Below are 15,352 nucleotides of genomic sequence, written 5' to 3'. Positions count from 1 at the left end.
TTCCGTATGTTTGGGAACAGGCGCACGAATTCACCTCAACTCGGTGCGCCGCGGGCGAGCTTAGTCCGACCGGATCATCGCCGTGTCATATTCGGCAAGCACCTGAAAACGCCCAAACAACTGGAGTACCCTCAGTCGTTTTGCACACAGGGCACGCGATCGAACACCGTGCGTCACGGCGTACGAGCGTACGGAGATGACTCACCGTGACGGGTGAAACGGCCCCCCGGGGTCACGCCCCGGGCGGGTTCAGACCCCCGCGATCCGCAGCGCGGCGTCGGCCGCACCCCGGGCGAACTCCTGCACGGGGCGCTCCGGTTCGGACCGGTGGATGAGGATCACGCCCTCGATCAGCCCGAAGACGAGATCGGTCCGCAGCTCCAGCTCTCCCTTGCCGAGCCGCCCGCCGGCGGCCGTGGCGGCGATCAGCTGCCGGTAGGCGTCCTTGAGCTCGGCCCGTACGGCCCGGAACCCGGCGAACCGCTCGGTGTGCACCTCGGGCAGCAGGTAGAGCGCGCCCAGGTTGTGCGGCCCGGCGCACAGCAGCTCCACGTCGGCCCGGCACAGCGCGCGCAGCCGCTCCTCGGCCGGGGCCGCGTCGTCGGCGAGCAGCTGACGCGCGTAGGCGAGCGACGGGGTGACCGTGGACTCCAGCAGCCGGGCGAGCAGTTCCTCCTTGCCGGAGACGTAGTGGTACATCGACGCCTGGCGCATGCCGGCCCGTTCGGCGACGGCCCGGGTGGTGGTGGCCGCGTAGCCGCGGGTGGTGAACAACTCGGCCGCGGCCGCGAGCAGTTCCGCGCGCGGTTCGAGGCCGCTGTCCGGCCGCTGCGCGGCCCGCGGCCGGCCGACCCGGCGGCCACTGCTCGTCCCCATGCGTTCGATCCTCGCACACGGCGCCGCCCGGCGATCACGCCGCGGCCCGGCGGCGCGGCCGCGGTGAGAGCCCGGTAACCGATCCGGAACGCGGCGGCAACGCCGCGGACCCGCCCCGCCCCTAATTTCTGTCGGGCGACAGAAACAACCCCCAGCCCAAGGAACCCGGAGGTCGAGCGATGGCGACGGCGACCACGTACGGAGCCCGGGCGCATGCCCGCGCCCAGGAGGGCACCCGTGCCGAGGCGATGCCGGTGGTACCGGCCGCCGACTGGCCGGACCCGCCCTGCGAGGCCGGCCACCTGGTGTGGGCCGAGACCGTGGCGGGCGGCAACTACACCCACCGCGTGCTGGCCCGCGGCACCGAGCTGCGCCTGACCGACCCGCACGGCGACGCCTGCGCCCACCTGCTGCTGTACGCCGCCGACCGCCCCTGGGAGCGGCTGAACGTGGCCGACACCGTCAAGGTCCAGTGGAACGCCTACCTCGGCGAGGGCGTGCTGCTCCTCTCCGACCAGGGCCGGGTGCTGGCCTCCGTGATCGCCGACACCTCCGGCCGGCACGACGCGCTGTGCGGCACCTCCACCCTGGTCCGCAACACCGCTCGGTACGGCGACGGAACCCCGCAGTCGCCCTCCCCCGCCGGCCGCGAGCTGTTCAAGCTGGCCGCGGCCAAGAACGGCCTGGAACCCCGCGACCTGCCGCCGTCCCTGTCCTTCTTCCAGGGCGTGGCGGTGCGCGACGACGGCACGCTCGGCTTCACCGGCTCGGCCGGCCCCGGCGCCGGTGTCACGCTCCGCACCGAGCAGGACGTGACCGTGCTGATCGCGAACGTCCCGCACCCGGCCGACCCGCGCCCCGACTACGTCAGCACCCCGCTGGAGGTCCTGGCCTGGCGCGCCGCGCCGACGCCCCCCGGCGACCGCCTCTGGGACGCCACGCCCGAAGGCCGCCGCGCCTTCCTCAACACCGCCGAATTCCTCGCCGCGAGGGGGCTCGCATGAGCACGCGTACCGTCGTCCCGGCCCGCGCCGCCTGGTCCGCCGTGATCCGCGGGGGCGACTCGCTCACCATCACCGACCTGCACGGCAACCAGGCCGTCGACTTCCTCGTCTACGACGCCCACGACACCGCCGTCCGCTACAGCGCGCCGGACACGATCCACGCCCGGGGCTCCGTCTTCCTGACCACCGGCAGCGTGCTGCTCTCCAACGAGCACACCCCGCTGATGACCGTCGTCGCCGACGAGGTCGGCCGGCACGACACGGTCGGCGGCGCCTGCTCCAAGGAGTCCAACACCCTGCGCTACGGCCACCACACCTGGTCCCAGCACGCCTGCGTGGACAACTTCCTCACGGAAGGCGCGAAGCACGGCCTCGGCAAGCGCGACCTGGTCTCCAACATCAACTGGTACATGAACGTGCCCGTGGAGCAGGACGGCACCCTCGGCATCGTCGACGGCATCTCCGCCCCGGGCCTGAGCCTGACCCTGCGCGCCGAGCGGGACGTCCTCGTACTGGTCTCCAACTGCCCCCAGATCAACAACCCGTGCAACGGCTTCGACCCCACGGCCGTGGCGATGACGATCACCGGAGCCGCGGGATGACCTTCGACACCCTCCTCGTCGCCAACCGCGGCGAGATCGCCGTCCGGATCATCCGCACCGCCCGTGAACTGGGCCTGCGCACGGTCGCCGTCTACTCCGACCCCGACCGCTCCGCCCCGCACGTACGCCTCGCCGACGAGGCGGTCCGCCTCGGCCCGGCCCCCGCCAAGGAGTCGTACCTCGACGCCGACCTGGTCCTGCGGGCGGCCAAGGACACCGGCGCGGGCGCGATCCACCCCGGCTACGGCTTCCTCTCCGAGGACGCCGGATTCGCCCGGCGGTGCGAGGAGGCCGGGATCGTGTTCGTGGGCCCGGCCCCGGAGCAGCTGGAGCTGTTCGGCGCGAAGCACACGGCACGGGCGGCGGCCGAGGCGGCCGGGGTGCCGCTGGCCCCGGGCACCGGGCTCCTCGCCGGCCTGCCCGAGGCGCTCGACGCGGCCGCCGCCATCGGCTATCCCGTCATGCTCAAGGCCACCGGCGGTGGCGGCGGGATCGGCATGTCGGCATGCCGGTCGGCCGACGAACTCACCGACGCCTGGGAGCGGGTGCAGCGCGTCGCCGCCGCCTCCTTCTCCTCCGCCGGGGTCTTCCTGGAACGCCTGGTCGAGGACGCCCGCCATGTCGAGGTCCAGGTCTTCGGCGACGGGACCGGCCGGGTCGTCACCTTCGGCGACCGCGACTGCTCGCTCCAGCGCCGCAACCAGAAGGTCGTCGAGGAGGCCCCGGCCCCCGGCCTGCCCGCGCACGTGCGCGCCCGACTCGCCGCCTCGGCCCGCGACCTGTGCGCCTCGGTCGGCTACCGCTCCGCGGGCACGGTCGAGTTCGTCTACGACGCGGCCCGCGAGGAGGCCTACTTCCTGGAGGTCAACACCCGCCTCCAGGTGGAACATCCGGTCACCGAGGAGATCTACGGCGTCGACCTCGTCGCCTGGATGCTGCGCCTCGCACAGGGCGAGAGCGGCGTCGTGCGCGACCCGGGCGCACCGCGCGGCCACGCCGTCGAGGCCCGCGTCTACGCCGAGGACCCCTCCCGCGGACACCGGCCCAGCGCGGGCCTGCTGACCCGGGTCGAGTTCCCCGCCGGGGTACGCGTCGACGGCTGGGTGGAGACCGGCACCGAGGTGACGACGTCGTACGACCCGATGCTCGCGAAGGTGATCGCGTACGGTGCCGACCGCGCCGAGGCGCTGCGCGTCCTCGACGAGGCGCTGGCCCGCACCCGCGTCGACGGCATCGAGACCAACCTGGGCCTGGTCCGCGCCGCGCTCGCCGCACCCGGCTTCCGCGCGGCCGTCCACTCCACGGCGACCCTCGCCGGGGTCACCGACCCGACCCCGCGCGTCGAGGTGGTCGCCGCCGGCACCCTCACCACGGTCCAGGACTGGCCCGGCCGCACCGGCTACTGGCAGGTCGGCGTCCCCCCGTGCGGCCCGATGGACGACCGCTCCTTCCGCCTCGGCAACCGCGCCCTGGGCAACGCGGAGGGCGCCCCCGGCCTCGAATGCACCCTCCAGGGCCCGTCGCTGCGCTTCACCCACCCCACCACGGTCTGTGTCAGCGGCGCCCCGGCCCCGGTGACCCTGGACGGCACCCCGGTCGCGCAGTGGGAGCCGGTGACCGTCCCGGCGGGCGGCCTGCTGGAGGTCGGCGCCCCCGCCGCGCACGGCCTGCGCACCTACGTGCTGTTCGCCGGCGGCGGCCTGGACGTGCCCGCCTTCCTCGGCAGCGCGAGCACCTTCACCCTGGGCCGGTTCGGCGGCCACGGCGGCCGGGCCCTGCGCACCGGCGACGTGCTGCACGGCGGAGCCGTGACGGAGGGCGAACCCGCCGCCGAGCGGCCGCGGTTCACCGCCGAGTGGCACATCGCCGCGGTCGAGGGCCCGCACGCCGCACCGGAGTTCTTCACCGAGGACGACATCCGCGACTTCTACGCCGCCGAGTGGAAGGTGCACTTCAACTCGGCCCGCACCGGGGTCCGGCTGGTCGGCCCCAAGCCCCGCTGGGCACGCACCGACGGCGGCGAGGCGGGGCTGCACCCCTCCAACATCCACGACACCCCGTACTCGGTCGGTGCCGTCGACTACACCGGCGACATGCCGGTGCTGCTCGGCCCCGACGGCCCCTCGCTCGGCGGCTTCGTCTGCCCCGCGACCGTGCTGAGCGGCGAGCGCTGGAAGCTGGGCCAGCTCCGCCCCGGCGACACCGTCCGGTTCGCCCCGGTCGACATCACGGGCGCCCCCCGCCCCGAGATCGTCGACGGCGGCGTTCTGGCCCGCGACGGCGATGTGACGTACCGGCGCAGCGGCGACGACAACCTGCTGGTCGAGTTCGGCCCGATGCAGCTCGACCTGGCGCTGCGCATGCGCGTCCACGCGCTGATGGAGGCGGTGACGGCGGCGGACCTGCCCGGGGTCGCGGACCTCACCCCCGGTATCCGCTCGCTCCAGATCAGGACGGACCCGCAGGTCCTCGGGCAGCCCGAACTCCTGGCCTCCGTAAGGGAGATCGTCACGGCGCTGCCGCCCACCGACGAACTCGTGGTCCCCTCCCGCACGGTGCACCTCCCCCTCTCCTGGGACGACCCCGCGACCCGCGAGGCGATCGCCCGCTACATGGCGGGGGTCCGCGACGACGCCCCCTGGTGCCCGTGGAACATCGAGTTCATCCGCCGGATCAACGGCCTGGACTCGGTCGACGACGTCTACCGCACGGTGTTCGACGCGGAATACCTGGTCCTGGGCCTGGGCGACGTCTACCTGGGCGCCCCGGTCGCCACCCCGCTGGACCCGCGCCACCGTCTGGTCACCACCAAGTACAACCCGGCCCGCACCTGGACCGCGGAGAACTCCGTCGGCATCGGCGGCGCCTACCTGTGCGTCTACGGCATGGAGGGCCCCGGCGGCTACCAGTTCGTGGGCCGTACGACCCAGGTGTGGTCGGGATGGCAGCAGCGCGGCGCGTTCGAACCGGGCTCGCCCTGGCTGCTGCGGTTCTTCGACCGGATCCGCTGGTACCCGGTGTCGGCGGACGAACTCCTCGACCTGCGCGCCGACATCACCTCCGGCCGCTTCGTGCCACGCATCGAGGAGGGCACCTTCTCGCTCGCCGGGTACCAGGCCTTCCTCACCGGGCAGGCCGACGCGATCGCCGAGTTCAGGGCCCGCCAGCAGCATGCCTTCGCCGCCGAACGCGACGCGTGGGAAGCCGCGGGCGAGTTCGCGCGGGCGCAGGCGGCCACGGCACCCGCCGCCGCACCGGCCGAGGTCTCGGTACCGCCGGGCGGCCAACTGATAGAGGCCGAGTTCGCCGCCTCCGTCTGGCAGCTGAACGTACGGCCGGGCGACGAGGTGACGGCCGGCCAGCCCCTCCTCGCCCTGGAGGCGATGAAGATGGAGTCCAGGGTGCACGCGCCGATGACCGGTGTGGTGACGGAGATCCTGGCCCGGCCCGGCGACCAGGTGGAGGCGGGCACGGCGCTGCTCGTCCTCGCGCCGGCCGCGAACTGACCCCGAGGAGCAACAGCATGTCCAGCACCGTCTCCCGTGTCCGTGCCGCCTACGCGCGCATCGAAGCGGTCGACCGGCCCGAGATCTGGATCGGCCTGCGCCCGCGGGACGAGGTCGAGGCGGAGGCCCGCGCGATCGACGAACGGGTGGCCGCCGGTGAGCGCCTCCCGCTCGCCGGCCGCCTGTTCGCCGCCAAGGGCAACATCGACGTGCGCGGTCTGCCCACCACGGCGGGCTGTCCCGCGTACGCGTACGAACCGGAGGCCGACGCCCCGGTGGTGGCCCGGCTGCGCGCGGCCGGCGCCATCGCCCTCGGCACGACCAACCTCGACCAGTTCGCGACCGGCCTGGTCGGCACCCGGTCCCCGTACGGAGCGGTCCGCAACGCGATCGACCCGCAGCGGATCAGCGGCGGCTCCAGCTCCGGCTCGGCCGTCGCCGTGGCCCTGGGGATCGTCGACCTCGCCCTCGGCACGGACACCGCCGGGTCGGGCCGGGTCCCGGCCGCGTTCAACGGCATCGTCGGCCTGAAGCCGACCCGGGGCCTGGTGCCCACGGCGGGGGTCGTCCCGGCGTGTGCCTCGGTGGACTGCGTGACGGTGTTCGCCCGGACGCTTCCGGAGGCCGAGCAGGCGCTGCGGTATGTCGCACAGCACCCGGACCGCCCCCTCCCGCCCCTCCCCCAGCGGCCCCCCGGCCCCTGGCGCGTCGCCGTCCCCCCGCTCGGCCGGCTCGGCGAACTGGACGAGGGCTGGGCCGAGGCCTACGAGCGGGCGGTGGCCCGTCTGGTCGCCTCCGGCGCCACGGTCCGGACACTGGATTTGACCCCGTTCACCGAGGCGGCGGCGATGCTCTACGAGGGCGCGTTCGTGGCCGAGCGCTACACGGCGGTGGGCGACTTCGTCGACAAGCTGACCGCGTCCGGCGGCGAGGGCCTCGACCCCACCGTCGCCGGCATCATCACCCGGGCCCGTGACATCCCTGCGCACCGTCTCTTCACCGACCAGGACCGGCTGGCGGCCCTGCGCGCCCGCGCCCTGGCCGAGCTGTCCGACGCCGACGCGCTGCTCCTGCCCACGGCCCCCGGCCATCCCACCCTCGCCGAGGTGGCGGCCGACCCACTGGGCGCCAACGCCCGCCTGGGCCGCTTCACCAACTCCACGAACCTCTTCGACCTGGCCGCGGTGGCGGTCCCGGCCGGCGAGGTGAACGGCCTCCCGTTCGGCGTGATGCTGATCGGCCCCGCCTTCACGGACGAACGCCTGGCGACCATCGCCCGCTCGCTGGAACCGAGGGTGAGCCTGGCCGTCGTGGGCGCCCACCTGACGGGCCAGCCCCTGAACCCGCAGCTCCTGGCGCTGGGCGCGGTGCTGGAGCGCACGACGACGACGGCACCGGCGTACCGCTTCCACGCACTGCGGACGACCCCGCCGAAGCCGGGACTGGTCCACGTGGGCGAGGGCGGGGCGGCGATCGAGGCGGAGGTGTGGAGCCTGCCGCCCGAGGGCCTGGGCCGCCTGCTCGCGACGCTCCCCCACCCCATGGCCCTGGGCAGCGTGGACCTGGCGGACGGCACGAGTGTCCCCGGCTTCCTGTGCGAACCGAGCGCCTTGTCAGGCGCCGAGGACATCACCCGCCACGGAGGCTGGCGAGCCTTCTTGGCAGAGGCCTAGGACAGGCGCCCCGTCAGGGGCGCGGGGAACCGCGCGACCAGCCACGGCCCACCCGCACCCGCCGACGGATCCGTCAGCCCACCGACGAGTAGGCCACAACCCCCCGCAGCACCAGATCGACGGCCTTGCGCGCGGCCTTGCCCACGGTCGAGCCCTCCGCGGGAGAGGCCGCGGCGAGCTGCCCGAGCACGTCGATGACCTGCTTGCACCACCGCACGAAGTCCCCGGCCGGCATCTCCGCCTCCCGCAGCACCTCGTCCAGCCCCATGCCGGAGGCCCACATGTAGGCGGCCCAGGCGAAGCCGAGGTCCGGTTCACGCTGCCCGACACCCTCGGTCTGCGTGATCCGGAACTCCTCCTCCAGGGCGTCCAGCCGCCCCCAGATCCGCACCATCTCGCCGAGCGCGGCCTTGGCCTTGCCGGAGGGCAGCTTGGGGGCCATCGCGTCGTCCCCGACCCGGGCCTCGTACACCAGCGCCGAGACGCAGGCGGCGAGTTCGGCGGGAGAGAGGTCCTCCCAGACCCCGGCCCGCAGGCATTCGCTGGCGAGCAGGTCGAGTTCGCCGTACAGCCGCGCCAGTCGCCTGCCGTGCTCGGTGACCTCGTCGCCGCGCAGGTAGTCCAGCTCGGTGAGCAGCGCCACGATCCGGTCGAAGGTGCGGGCGATCGTGTTGGTCCGCCCCTCGATACGGCGCTCCAGCTGCGAGGTGTCGCGCAGCAGCCGGTGGTACCGCTCGGCCCAACGGGCGTGGTCCTCGCGGTCGTTGCAGCCGTGGCAGGGGTGCGCCCGGATCGCGGTGCGCAGCCGGGCGATCTCGCGGTCGTCGGCGGCCTGGGACCGCTTCTTGCGGGCCCGCTCCGGCGGGATGTGCCCGGCCTTGGTGCGCAGCGCGGACGCCAGGTCCCGACGGGACTGCGGGGAGCGGGGGTTGAAGGACTTGGGGATCCGCATCCGCTCCAACGCCTCGACGGGCACCGGGAAATCGATCGACGCCAGCCGCTTGACCTGCCGTTCGGCCGTCAGCACCAGCGGGCGCGGCCCGTCGTGCTGCTCGAACCCGCGGTGGCCGTTGGACCGGCCGGCGGGCAGCCCCGGGTCCAGCACCAGGGCGAGCCCGGCGTACTTGCCCGTGGGCACGTGGATGACGTCGCCCGGCTTGAGCTTCTCCAGCGCCACGGCGGCCTCGGCGCGCCGCTGGGAGGCGCCCTGGCGGGCCAGTTCGGTCTCCCGGTCCTTCAGCTCGCGCCGCAGTCGCGCGTACTCGTCGAAGTCGCCGAGGTGGCAGGTCATGGACTCCTTGTAGCCGCTGAGTCCCTCCTCGTTGCGCTGCACCTGGCGGGAGATCCCGACGACCGACCGGTCGGCCTGGAACTGCGCGAACGACGTCTCCAGCAGTTCCCTGGAGCGGTGCCGCCCGAACTGCTGGACCAGGTTGACCGCCATGTTGTACGACGGCTTGAAGCTGGACCGCAGCGGGTACGTCCGGGTGCCCGCGAGGCCGGCCAGGTGCTCGGGGCTGCTGCCGCGCTGCCAGAGCACCACCGCGTGGCCCTCGACGTCGATGCCGCGGCGTCCCGCACGGCCCGTCAGCTGGGTGTACTCGCCCGGGGTGATGTCGGCGTGCTGCTCGCCGTTCCACTTGACGAGCTTCTCCAACACCACCGAGCGGGCGGGCATGTTGATGCCGAGGGCGAGGGTCTCGGTGGCGAACACGGCCTTCACCAGGCCGCGCAGGAAGAGTTCCTCGACGACTTCCTTGAACGTGGGGAGCATGCCCGCGTGGTGGGCGGCGATCCCGCGCTCCAGGCCCTCCAGCCACTCGTAGTAGCCGAGGACGTGCAGGTCCTCCGGCGGGATGGACGAGGTGCGTTCCTCGACGAGCGCGCGCACCTTCTCCCGCGCCTCGTCGTCGTTGAGCCTGAGTCCCGCGTGCAGGCACTGCTGGACGGCGGCCTCGCAGGCGGCGCGGCTGAAGATGAAGGTGATGGCGGGCAGCAGGCCCTCGCTGTCGAGGCGCTCGATGACTTCGGGGCGGCCCGGGGTCCACACCCGCGACCGCTGCCGGCGCTCCCGCTCCCGGTCGGCCTCGCGCATCGCGCGGCCGCGTCTGCGGTCCTGGTAGGAGGGCCTGGTGGCCTCCATCCGGGCCAGCCGGGTGAGGTCGGGGTTGACGGCCTTCTTCTGGCCCTCGCCCTCCTCGAACAGGTCGTACATCCGGCGGCCGGCGAGTACGTGCTGGAACAGCGGTACGGGCCGGTGCTCGGAGACGATGACCTCGGTGTCGCCGCGGACGGTGTCGAGCCAGTCGCCGAACTCCTCGGCGTTGGAGACGGTGGCCGACAGGGAGACCAGGGTCACGGACTCCGGCAGGTGGATGATCACCTCTTCCCAGACGGCGCCGCGGAAGCGGTCGGAGAGGTAGTGGACCTCGTCCATGACCACGTAGCCCAGGCCGATGAGGGTCTGGGAGCCCGCGTACAGCATGTTCCGCAGGACCTCGGTGGTCATGACGACCACGGCGGCGTCCGGGTTGATGCTGTTGTCACCGGTGAGCAGGCCGACCATGCCGTCGCCGTAACGGCGGCACAGGTCGGCGTACTTCTGGTTCGACAGCGCCTTGATGGGTGTCGTGTAGAAGCATTTCTTGCCCTGCATCAGGGCGAGGTGGACGGCGAACTCGCCCACGATCGTCTTGCCGGAGCCGGTGGGGGCGGCCACCAGTACGCCCTTTCCGGCTTCGAGCGCCTGGCACGCCTCGATCTGGAAGGGGTCGAGGCCGAAGTCGTACATCTCGCGGAAAGACGCGAGCGCGGTGGCCTGCTCGGCGGCCCGCCTGCGGGCCGCCGCATACCGCTCGGCCGGTGAGAGGTCCTCTGTCATCGTGCTTTCGAGCGTACCGGTCCCCACTGACAACAGGACGATCATTATCCGGAACATGGGACAACGGACGACAAAGAGGTGCCCGCGTCGTGGGACGCGGGCACCTCGGGACGGCTGTGGCGGACGGTCAGGTCACGTCGTCGTAGCCGTTGACCCGGTCCGGGCCTGCCTCGGGCAGCGCGCGGCTGGCGGAGACGGTCTCGATCTCGCCGATGTCCTCGGGGGTGAGGTCGAGGTCGGAGGCCTCGTCGTCGTCGAGCCCCTCGGAGTCGCGGCGGCGCTTGCGCTTGTCGTTGGCCAGCGAGAAGAGGACCGCGCCGAAGTACAGGACCCAGATCGGTCCGGCGAGGGCCAGCATCGACAGCGGGTCGGTGCTCGGCGTGGCCACGGCCGCGAAGACCGTGATGCCGAGGATCATCGCCCGCCACCAGCCGAGCATCCGCTGGCCGGTGAGGATGCCGGTGAGATTGAGCATCACCAGGAGCAGCGGCAGCTCGAAGGAGAGACCGAAGACGATCACCATGCGGGTGACCAGCTGGAGCAGGTCGTCCAGGGGCAGCAGGTTGGTGATGCTGCCGCTCGGGGTGAAGTCGATCAGCACCTTCGCGGTGGTGGGGAGCACCTCGTACGCGAAGAAGGCGCCGCCGAGGAAGAGCGGGGCGCCGGTGAAGACGAACGCGTAGGCGTACTTCTTCTCGCTCCTGTGCAGACCCGGGGCGACGAAGGCCCACAGCTGGTACAGCCAGATCGGCGAGGCGAAGACGACGCCGGCCGTCAGGGAGACCTGGAGGGCGAGCGTGAAGGGGGCGAGCAGACCGTCGATGGTGATCTGCGCGCACTTCTGCTCGTCGTTCGACCTGGCGAGCTGTGCGAAGGTCTGGTGACAGCCGACCGAGTCGAGGATCGGCTTGGTCAGGAAGTTGATGATGTCGTTGTAGAAGAAGGCGGCGATCACCGTAACGACGACGATGGCCAGCATCGCCTTCGCGAGCCGGTTGCGGAGCTCACGAAGGTGATCCGCGAGAGGCATCCGCCCCTCGGGATCCTTCTCCTGCTTGCGGGCAGACTTGGGCAACCCACGTCCTCATCTCATGCGGCAGGCCGGGGGCTACCGGCCCTGCGTCAGCGCTGGGTGGTGTCCGACGGCTCGTTGACCGGGCGGGAGCTGGTCACGTCGCCGGGAGCCGCCTGGATGGTGCGCTGCGCCTGGGACTGCTCGCCGGAGGCGGGCGCCTGGGCGGAGGAGGTGGTGCTGCCGTCTTCCTTCATGGCCTTGGCCTCGCTCTTGAGGATGCGCGCGGACTTGCCGAGCGAGCGGGCCATGTCCGGAAGCTTCTTCGCGCCGAACAGCAGGATGACGACGACAAGGATGAGAATGATCTCGGGGGCTCCGAGCCTTCCGAACATAAGTCTTTACCTTCTCACCGAGGCGGCTGGATGGGGTGCTGTCCGATCGGCCGGACACGCGTCCGATTGATCGTGCTGTCAGCGATCGTAACGCTCAGGGGTAAACGTGAGGCAATCCCCGTGCGTACTCCCGGTCCGCGGAACGGGCCTCGTTCTCCGTACCGCGAGGTGCAGCGTACCTGCCGGGGCGGGCGGGGTGACAGGGCGAAGTGACGCAAAACGCTTACGGCCCGGGACTCACATCGCACGCACAGCGGATGTCACAGCGTGTCGACAGCGCGGGCGGTACTCACCGCCGCCCGCTCCAGGTCCTCGGCGGCCCGGTTGATGCGCCGGGCGGAGTCCGCGACCTGCGCTCCCAGCCGTCGCGCCTCCAGGAAGACCCGTACGGCGAGCACGCCGAGCACGGCGAGACCCACGAAACCCACAGCTACCGCGACCATCGCCCAGAACATGGCGCCGAGCCTAGACGGTGGGGTGCAGCCGCAGGGTCTTGACCCCGCCGCCGGTGAGGAGCTCGACGATCCGCTCGCCGGCGGGCTTGCGGACGAGGATGTCGCAGTCGGGGCAGGTGAAGGAGTAGAAGGTGGTCTTGCTGGTGGCGCCTATGGCCAGGCGCAGGGCGCTCGCGGCGAGCTCGAAGTGGCCCCGGCAGTCCGGGCAGCCCGCCCTGAACACCACGGGCACCACTCGTCTCATCCCGGCGAAGGCGGCCGCGACCGTCATGTCCCTCACACCTGCGACACCGGAACCCGAAGACTCGCTCACAACCCTCGCCTCTCCCTTGTGACCGTGTGCCTGCGGGGGTGCCACGCGCCCCCGCGGATCACTCATGCCCTTCCTGATCGCCGTGCGTGACGTGGTCGTACGCCGCCAGTGCCTCACGGGCCGCCCGGCGGGCGCTGTCCGCGAGCTCGGGCGGTGACACGATCCGGCCGTCGCCGCCGAGTCTGAGGGCCAGCCGGCGCAGGGAGGCCGGATCGGGGGTGCGCAGGGTAATACGCAGCCCGCCGTCGGGAAGCTCATCCGCGCGGTCGTGCGGGTAGTACTCGGCGACCCAGCGGCCGGCCGGACCGACCTCGACGACCACCTCGGGGTCCTCGGCGGCCGGCTGCACCAGGGCCTCGGACAGGTCGCGCAGCTCGATCTCCGGGGGCGCGGCCGGCTCGTCCAGGATCCTGATCTCGGCGACCCGGTCGAGGCGGAAGGTGCGCCGGGCCTCGGAGCGCCTGCACCAGGCCTCGACGTAGGTGTGGCCGACGCTGACCAGGCGGATGGGGTCGATCTCGCGCTCGGTGATCTCGTCGCGGGCCGGCGAGTAGTAGCGGATCCACAGCCGACGGCGCTCGGAGATCGCCCGGTCGACGTCGGCGAAGACACCGCCCTCGGACTCGAAGGTGACCGAGAGCCGGGCGCTGGCGCCGGCCGCCTCCCCGGCCGCGGTCTCCACCTTGGCGGTGGCCCGCAGCAGCGCCTGCCGGTCGCCCTCGCGCAGCCCGGGCAGGGTGGCGACCGCGCGGGCGGCGACGAGGAGCGCGGTCGCCTCGTCGGCGGCGAGCCTGAGGGGTTCGGCGGCCTCCTCGCCGAGCGCGGCCGCGTTGTGCCACCAGATGCGCTCGCCGTCGGTGTCGATGTCCAGCAGGTCGCCGCCCCGGAAGCTGGTGCCGCACATGGGCAGCACGTCGAGGTCGGAGACCAGTTCGTCCTCGGTGATGCCGAAGGCACGGGCGACGTCGGCGATCCGGGCGCCGGGGCGCTCGCGCAGATAGGTCACCAGGGAGAGCATCCGCCGGGTCTGGTCGATGGCGTTCACGGGCCTGACCGGTTTGCCTGCCACTGTCTTGCTCCGCTCCCCCTCAGCCCTTGGCCACGGCACGCAGCCGGTCCACCACGTCCGCACGCAGCTCGGCCGGCTCGACGACCACCGCGTCCGGCCCGAACTCCACCAGCCAGGCGTCCAGGCCGTGCCCGTACGGAATCTCCAACTCGTCCCAGCCGTCTCCGAGTTCCCGGACGGCGGTGGCCTTCGCCCGAAGGGGGTAGCCGGAGCCGGAACGGAGCCGGATCAGCGCGGAGCGGTCGGCGATCTCGCCGGCCCAGCTCGCGACGGTCTCGCGCACGGTGACGACGTCCGGGACCGGCGCGGTGAAGCCGGTGCCGCGGGCGCGGACCCGGCCGGTGATGCGCGACAGCCGGAACACCCGCTCGGCGCCGCGGTCGCGGTCCCAGCCCGCCAGGTACCAGTGGCCGCGCCAGCACTCCAGGGCCCACGGCTCGACGTGCCGGGTCCCGGGGTGGGCGGCGGTGGCCTTGCGGTAGTCGAAGACGACCGGGCGGCGGTCGCGGCAGGCCAGCATCAGCGGCTCGAACGCGGCCTCGTGCACGGGGATGCGCGGCTCCAGGGCGCCGTGCGCCTCGTACGGGTCGACGTCCTCGGGCAGGCCGGCCGCGCGCAGCTTCTGCAGGGCGCCGCTGGCCGCGCCGGCGAGGCGGGCCTGCTGCCAGACCTTGGCGGCCAGCCCGAGGGCGGCGGCCTCCTCGGCGTCCAGGGTGATGGGCGGGAGGCGGTTGCTGTCGCGGCGCGCGAGATAGCCGACCTCGCCGTCCAGGTTCTCGACGGTCTCGATCACCAGTCCGAGTTCGCGCAGATCGTCCTTGTCCCGCTCGAACATCCGGTTGAAGGAGTCGTCCGACCCGGCTTCCAGGTAGGCCTCAATGGATTCCCGCAGCTCACGCTTGCTGAGCGGCCGCCGCGTCCCCAGCAGGCACAGCGCCAGGTTCATCAGCCGCTCGGCCTTGGCAATGGCCATCGACGCCCTTCGCCTTCCCTATGGTGCTTCTGACCGATGACCGTACCGTCCCGGGGTGTCATGGCAAAAGCCAGTACAAACAATGAGGGCCGAAACGGACAGGAACCGACAAACGACAAGGGCCCGCGCACACGGCGCGGGCCCTTGTCCAGCCGGTTTCTGACCGGGTCCGGCCGGGCGCACGAGGGCGCCGGCCGGGACCGCGGGCGGAGCGCGATCAGACCGCGAGCAGGTCCACGACGAAGATCAGCGTCTCGCCGGCCTGGATCGCCGGGGTCGGGCTCTGGTTGCCGTAGGCGAGGTGGGCCGGAATGGTCAGCTGGCGACGGCCGCCGACCTTCATGCCCTGCACGCCCTGGTCCCAGCCCTTGATGACACGGCCGCCGCCCAGCGGGAAGCGGAACGGCGTACCACGGTTCCAGCTGGCGTCGAACTCCTCGCCGGTGCTGAACGCGACACCCACGTAGTGCACGGTGACGGTCTGGCCCGCCTGGGCCACCTCGCCCTCGCCCTCCCAGATGTCCTTGATCTCCAGGTCGGCCGGGGGCTCGCCGCCGGGGAAATCGATCTCGGGCTTGTCGATGCTCACGTCT

Annotated in this window: 13 protein-coding genes; 4 read left to right on the top strand and 9 right to left on the bottom strand. The window is 72.5% G+C overall.

All coding sequences use genetic code 11. The annotated features are described in order from the left end of the window. Positions 1-249: 249 nt before the first annotated feature. The gene (locus ACZ619_RS11595) at positions 250-876 is read right to left on the bottom strand and encodes a TetR/AcrR family transcriptional regulator (RefSeq protein ID WP_469597210.1); all 627 of its coding nucleotides are present in this window, start codon (positions 874-876) and stop codon (positions 250-252) included. A 179-nt stretch (positions 877-1,055) separates the two neighbouring features. On the opposite strand from ACZ619_RS11595, the gene ACZ619_RS11590 reads away from it, so the two are divergent. The 4 genes from ACZ619_RS11590 to atzF are packed head-to-tail and all read left to right on the top strand — an operon-like array spanning position 1,056 to position 7,661. Continuing rightward, positions 1,056-1,880 carry an urea amidolyase associated protein UAAP1 gene (locus ACZ619_RS11590; RefSeq protein ID WP_469597207.1) on the top strand — a complete coding sequence of 275 codons (825 nt, stop codon included), beginning with the start codon at positions 1,056-1,058 and terminating at the stop codon, positions 1,878-1,880. Further along, positions 1,877-2,482 (top strand): urea amidolyase associated protein UAAP2, encoded by a 606-nt coding sequence (locus tag ACZ619_RS11585; RefSeq protein ID WP_469597205.1) that lies wholly within the window; start codon positions 1,877-1,879, stop codon positions 2,480-2,482. Before ACZ619_RS11590 ends, ACZ619_RS11585 begins: the two co-directional genes overlap by 4 nt. After that, entirely contained in the window at positions 2,479-5,988 is a 3,510-nt protein-coding gene (locus ACZ619_RS11580) for a 5-oxoprolinase/urea amidolyase family protein (RefSeq protein ID WP_469597202.1), read from the top strand. The genes ACZ619_RS11585 and ACZ619_RS11580 overlap by 4 nt, the downstream gene beginning before the upstream one ends. 17 nt (positions 5,989-6,005) lie before the next feature. Further along, positions 6,006-7,661: an allophanate hydrolase gene (gene atzF / locus ACZ619_RS11575; protein WP_469597200.1), complete on the top strand. Its 1,656-nt coding sequence runs from the start codon at positions 6,006-6,008 to the stop codon at positions 7,659-7,661. A gap of 73 nt (positions 7,662-7,734) precedes the next feature. Here atzF and ACZ619_RS11570 read toward each other — a convergent pair whose 3' ends face one another. The 8 genes from ACZ619_RS11570 to ACZ619_RS11535 all read right to left on the bottom strand — a co-directional run bounded on the left by ACZ619_RS11570 (position 7,735) and on the right by ACZ619_RS11535 (position 15,348). Further along, on the bottom strand, positions 7,735-10,587 hold the full coding sequence (locus tag ACZ619_RS11570; RefSeq protein WP_469597197.1) for a DEAD/DEAH box helicase: 2,853 nt from the start codon (positions 10,585-10,587) through the stop codon (positions 7,735-7,737). An 82-nt stretch (positions 10,588-10,669) separates the two neighbouring features. Next, positions 10,670-11,617 (bottom strand): twin-arginine translocase subunit TatC, encoded by a 948-nt coding sequence (gene tatC, locus ACZ619_RS11565; protein ID WP_469597196.1) that lies wholly within the window; start codon positions 11,615-11,617, stop codon positions 10,670-10,672. 47 nt (positions 11,618-11,664) lie between these two features. Next, complete coding sequence (tatA, locus tag ACZ619_RS11560) at positions 11,665-11,949, bottom strand: Sec-independent protein translocase subunit TatA (RefSeq protein WP_469597193.1); 285 nt, start codon at positions 11,947-11,949, stop codon at positions 11,665-11,667. Positions 11,950-12,209: 260 nt separating this feature from the next. After that, positions 12,210-12,404, bottom strand: coding sequence for a hypothetical protein (locus tag ACZ619_RS11555; protein WP_469597191.1), 195 nt, complete (start codon positions 12,402-12,404; stop codon positions 12,210-12,212). A gap of 10 nt (positions 12,405-12,414) precedes the next feature. Further along, positions 12,415-12,783: a hypothetical protein gene (locus ACZ619_RS11550; RefSeq protein WP_469597188.1), complete on the bottom strand. Its 369-nt coding sequence runs from the start codon at positions 12,781-12,783 to the stop codon at positions 12,415-12,417. Further along, positions 12,776-13,786 (bottom strand): helix-turn-helix transcriptional regulator, encoded by a 1,011-nt coding sequence (locus ACZ619_RS11545; RefSeq protein WP_469597185.1) that lies wholly within the window; start codon positions 13,784-13,786, stop codon positions 12,776-12,778. The genes ACZ619_RS11550 and ACZ619_RS11545 overlap by 8 nt, the downstream gene beginning before the upstream one ends. Before the next feature lie 19 nt (positions 13,787-13,805). Next, complete coding sequence (locus tag ACZ619_RS11540) at positions 13,806-14,759, bottom strand: helix-turn-helix transcriptional regulator (RefSeq protein ID WP_469597183.1); 954 nt, start codon at positions 14,757-14,759, stop codon at positions 13,806-13,808. A 217-nt stretch (positions 14,760-14,976) separates the two neighbouring features. Next, positions 14,977-15,348 carry an FKBP-type peptidyl-prolyl cis-trans isomerase gene (locus tag ACZ619_RS11535; protein WP_469597181.1) on the bottom strand — a complete coding sequence of 124 codons (372 nt, stop codon included), beginning with the start codon at positions 15,346-15,348 and terminating at the stop codon, positions 14,977-14,979. Between the last annotated feature and the right edge of the window lie 4 nt (positions 15,349-15,352).

The sequence above is a fragment of the Streptomyces sp. NPDC104367 genome (assembly GCF_055583825.1).
Note: the sequence above shows the minus strand (reverse complement) of the source record. Positions and strands in the feature narration are given on the sequence as shown.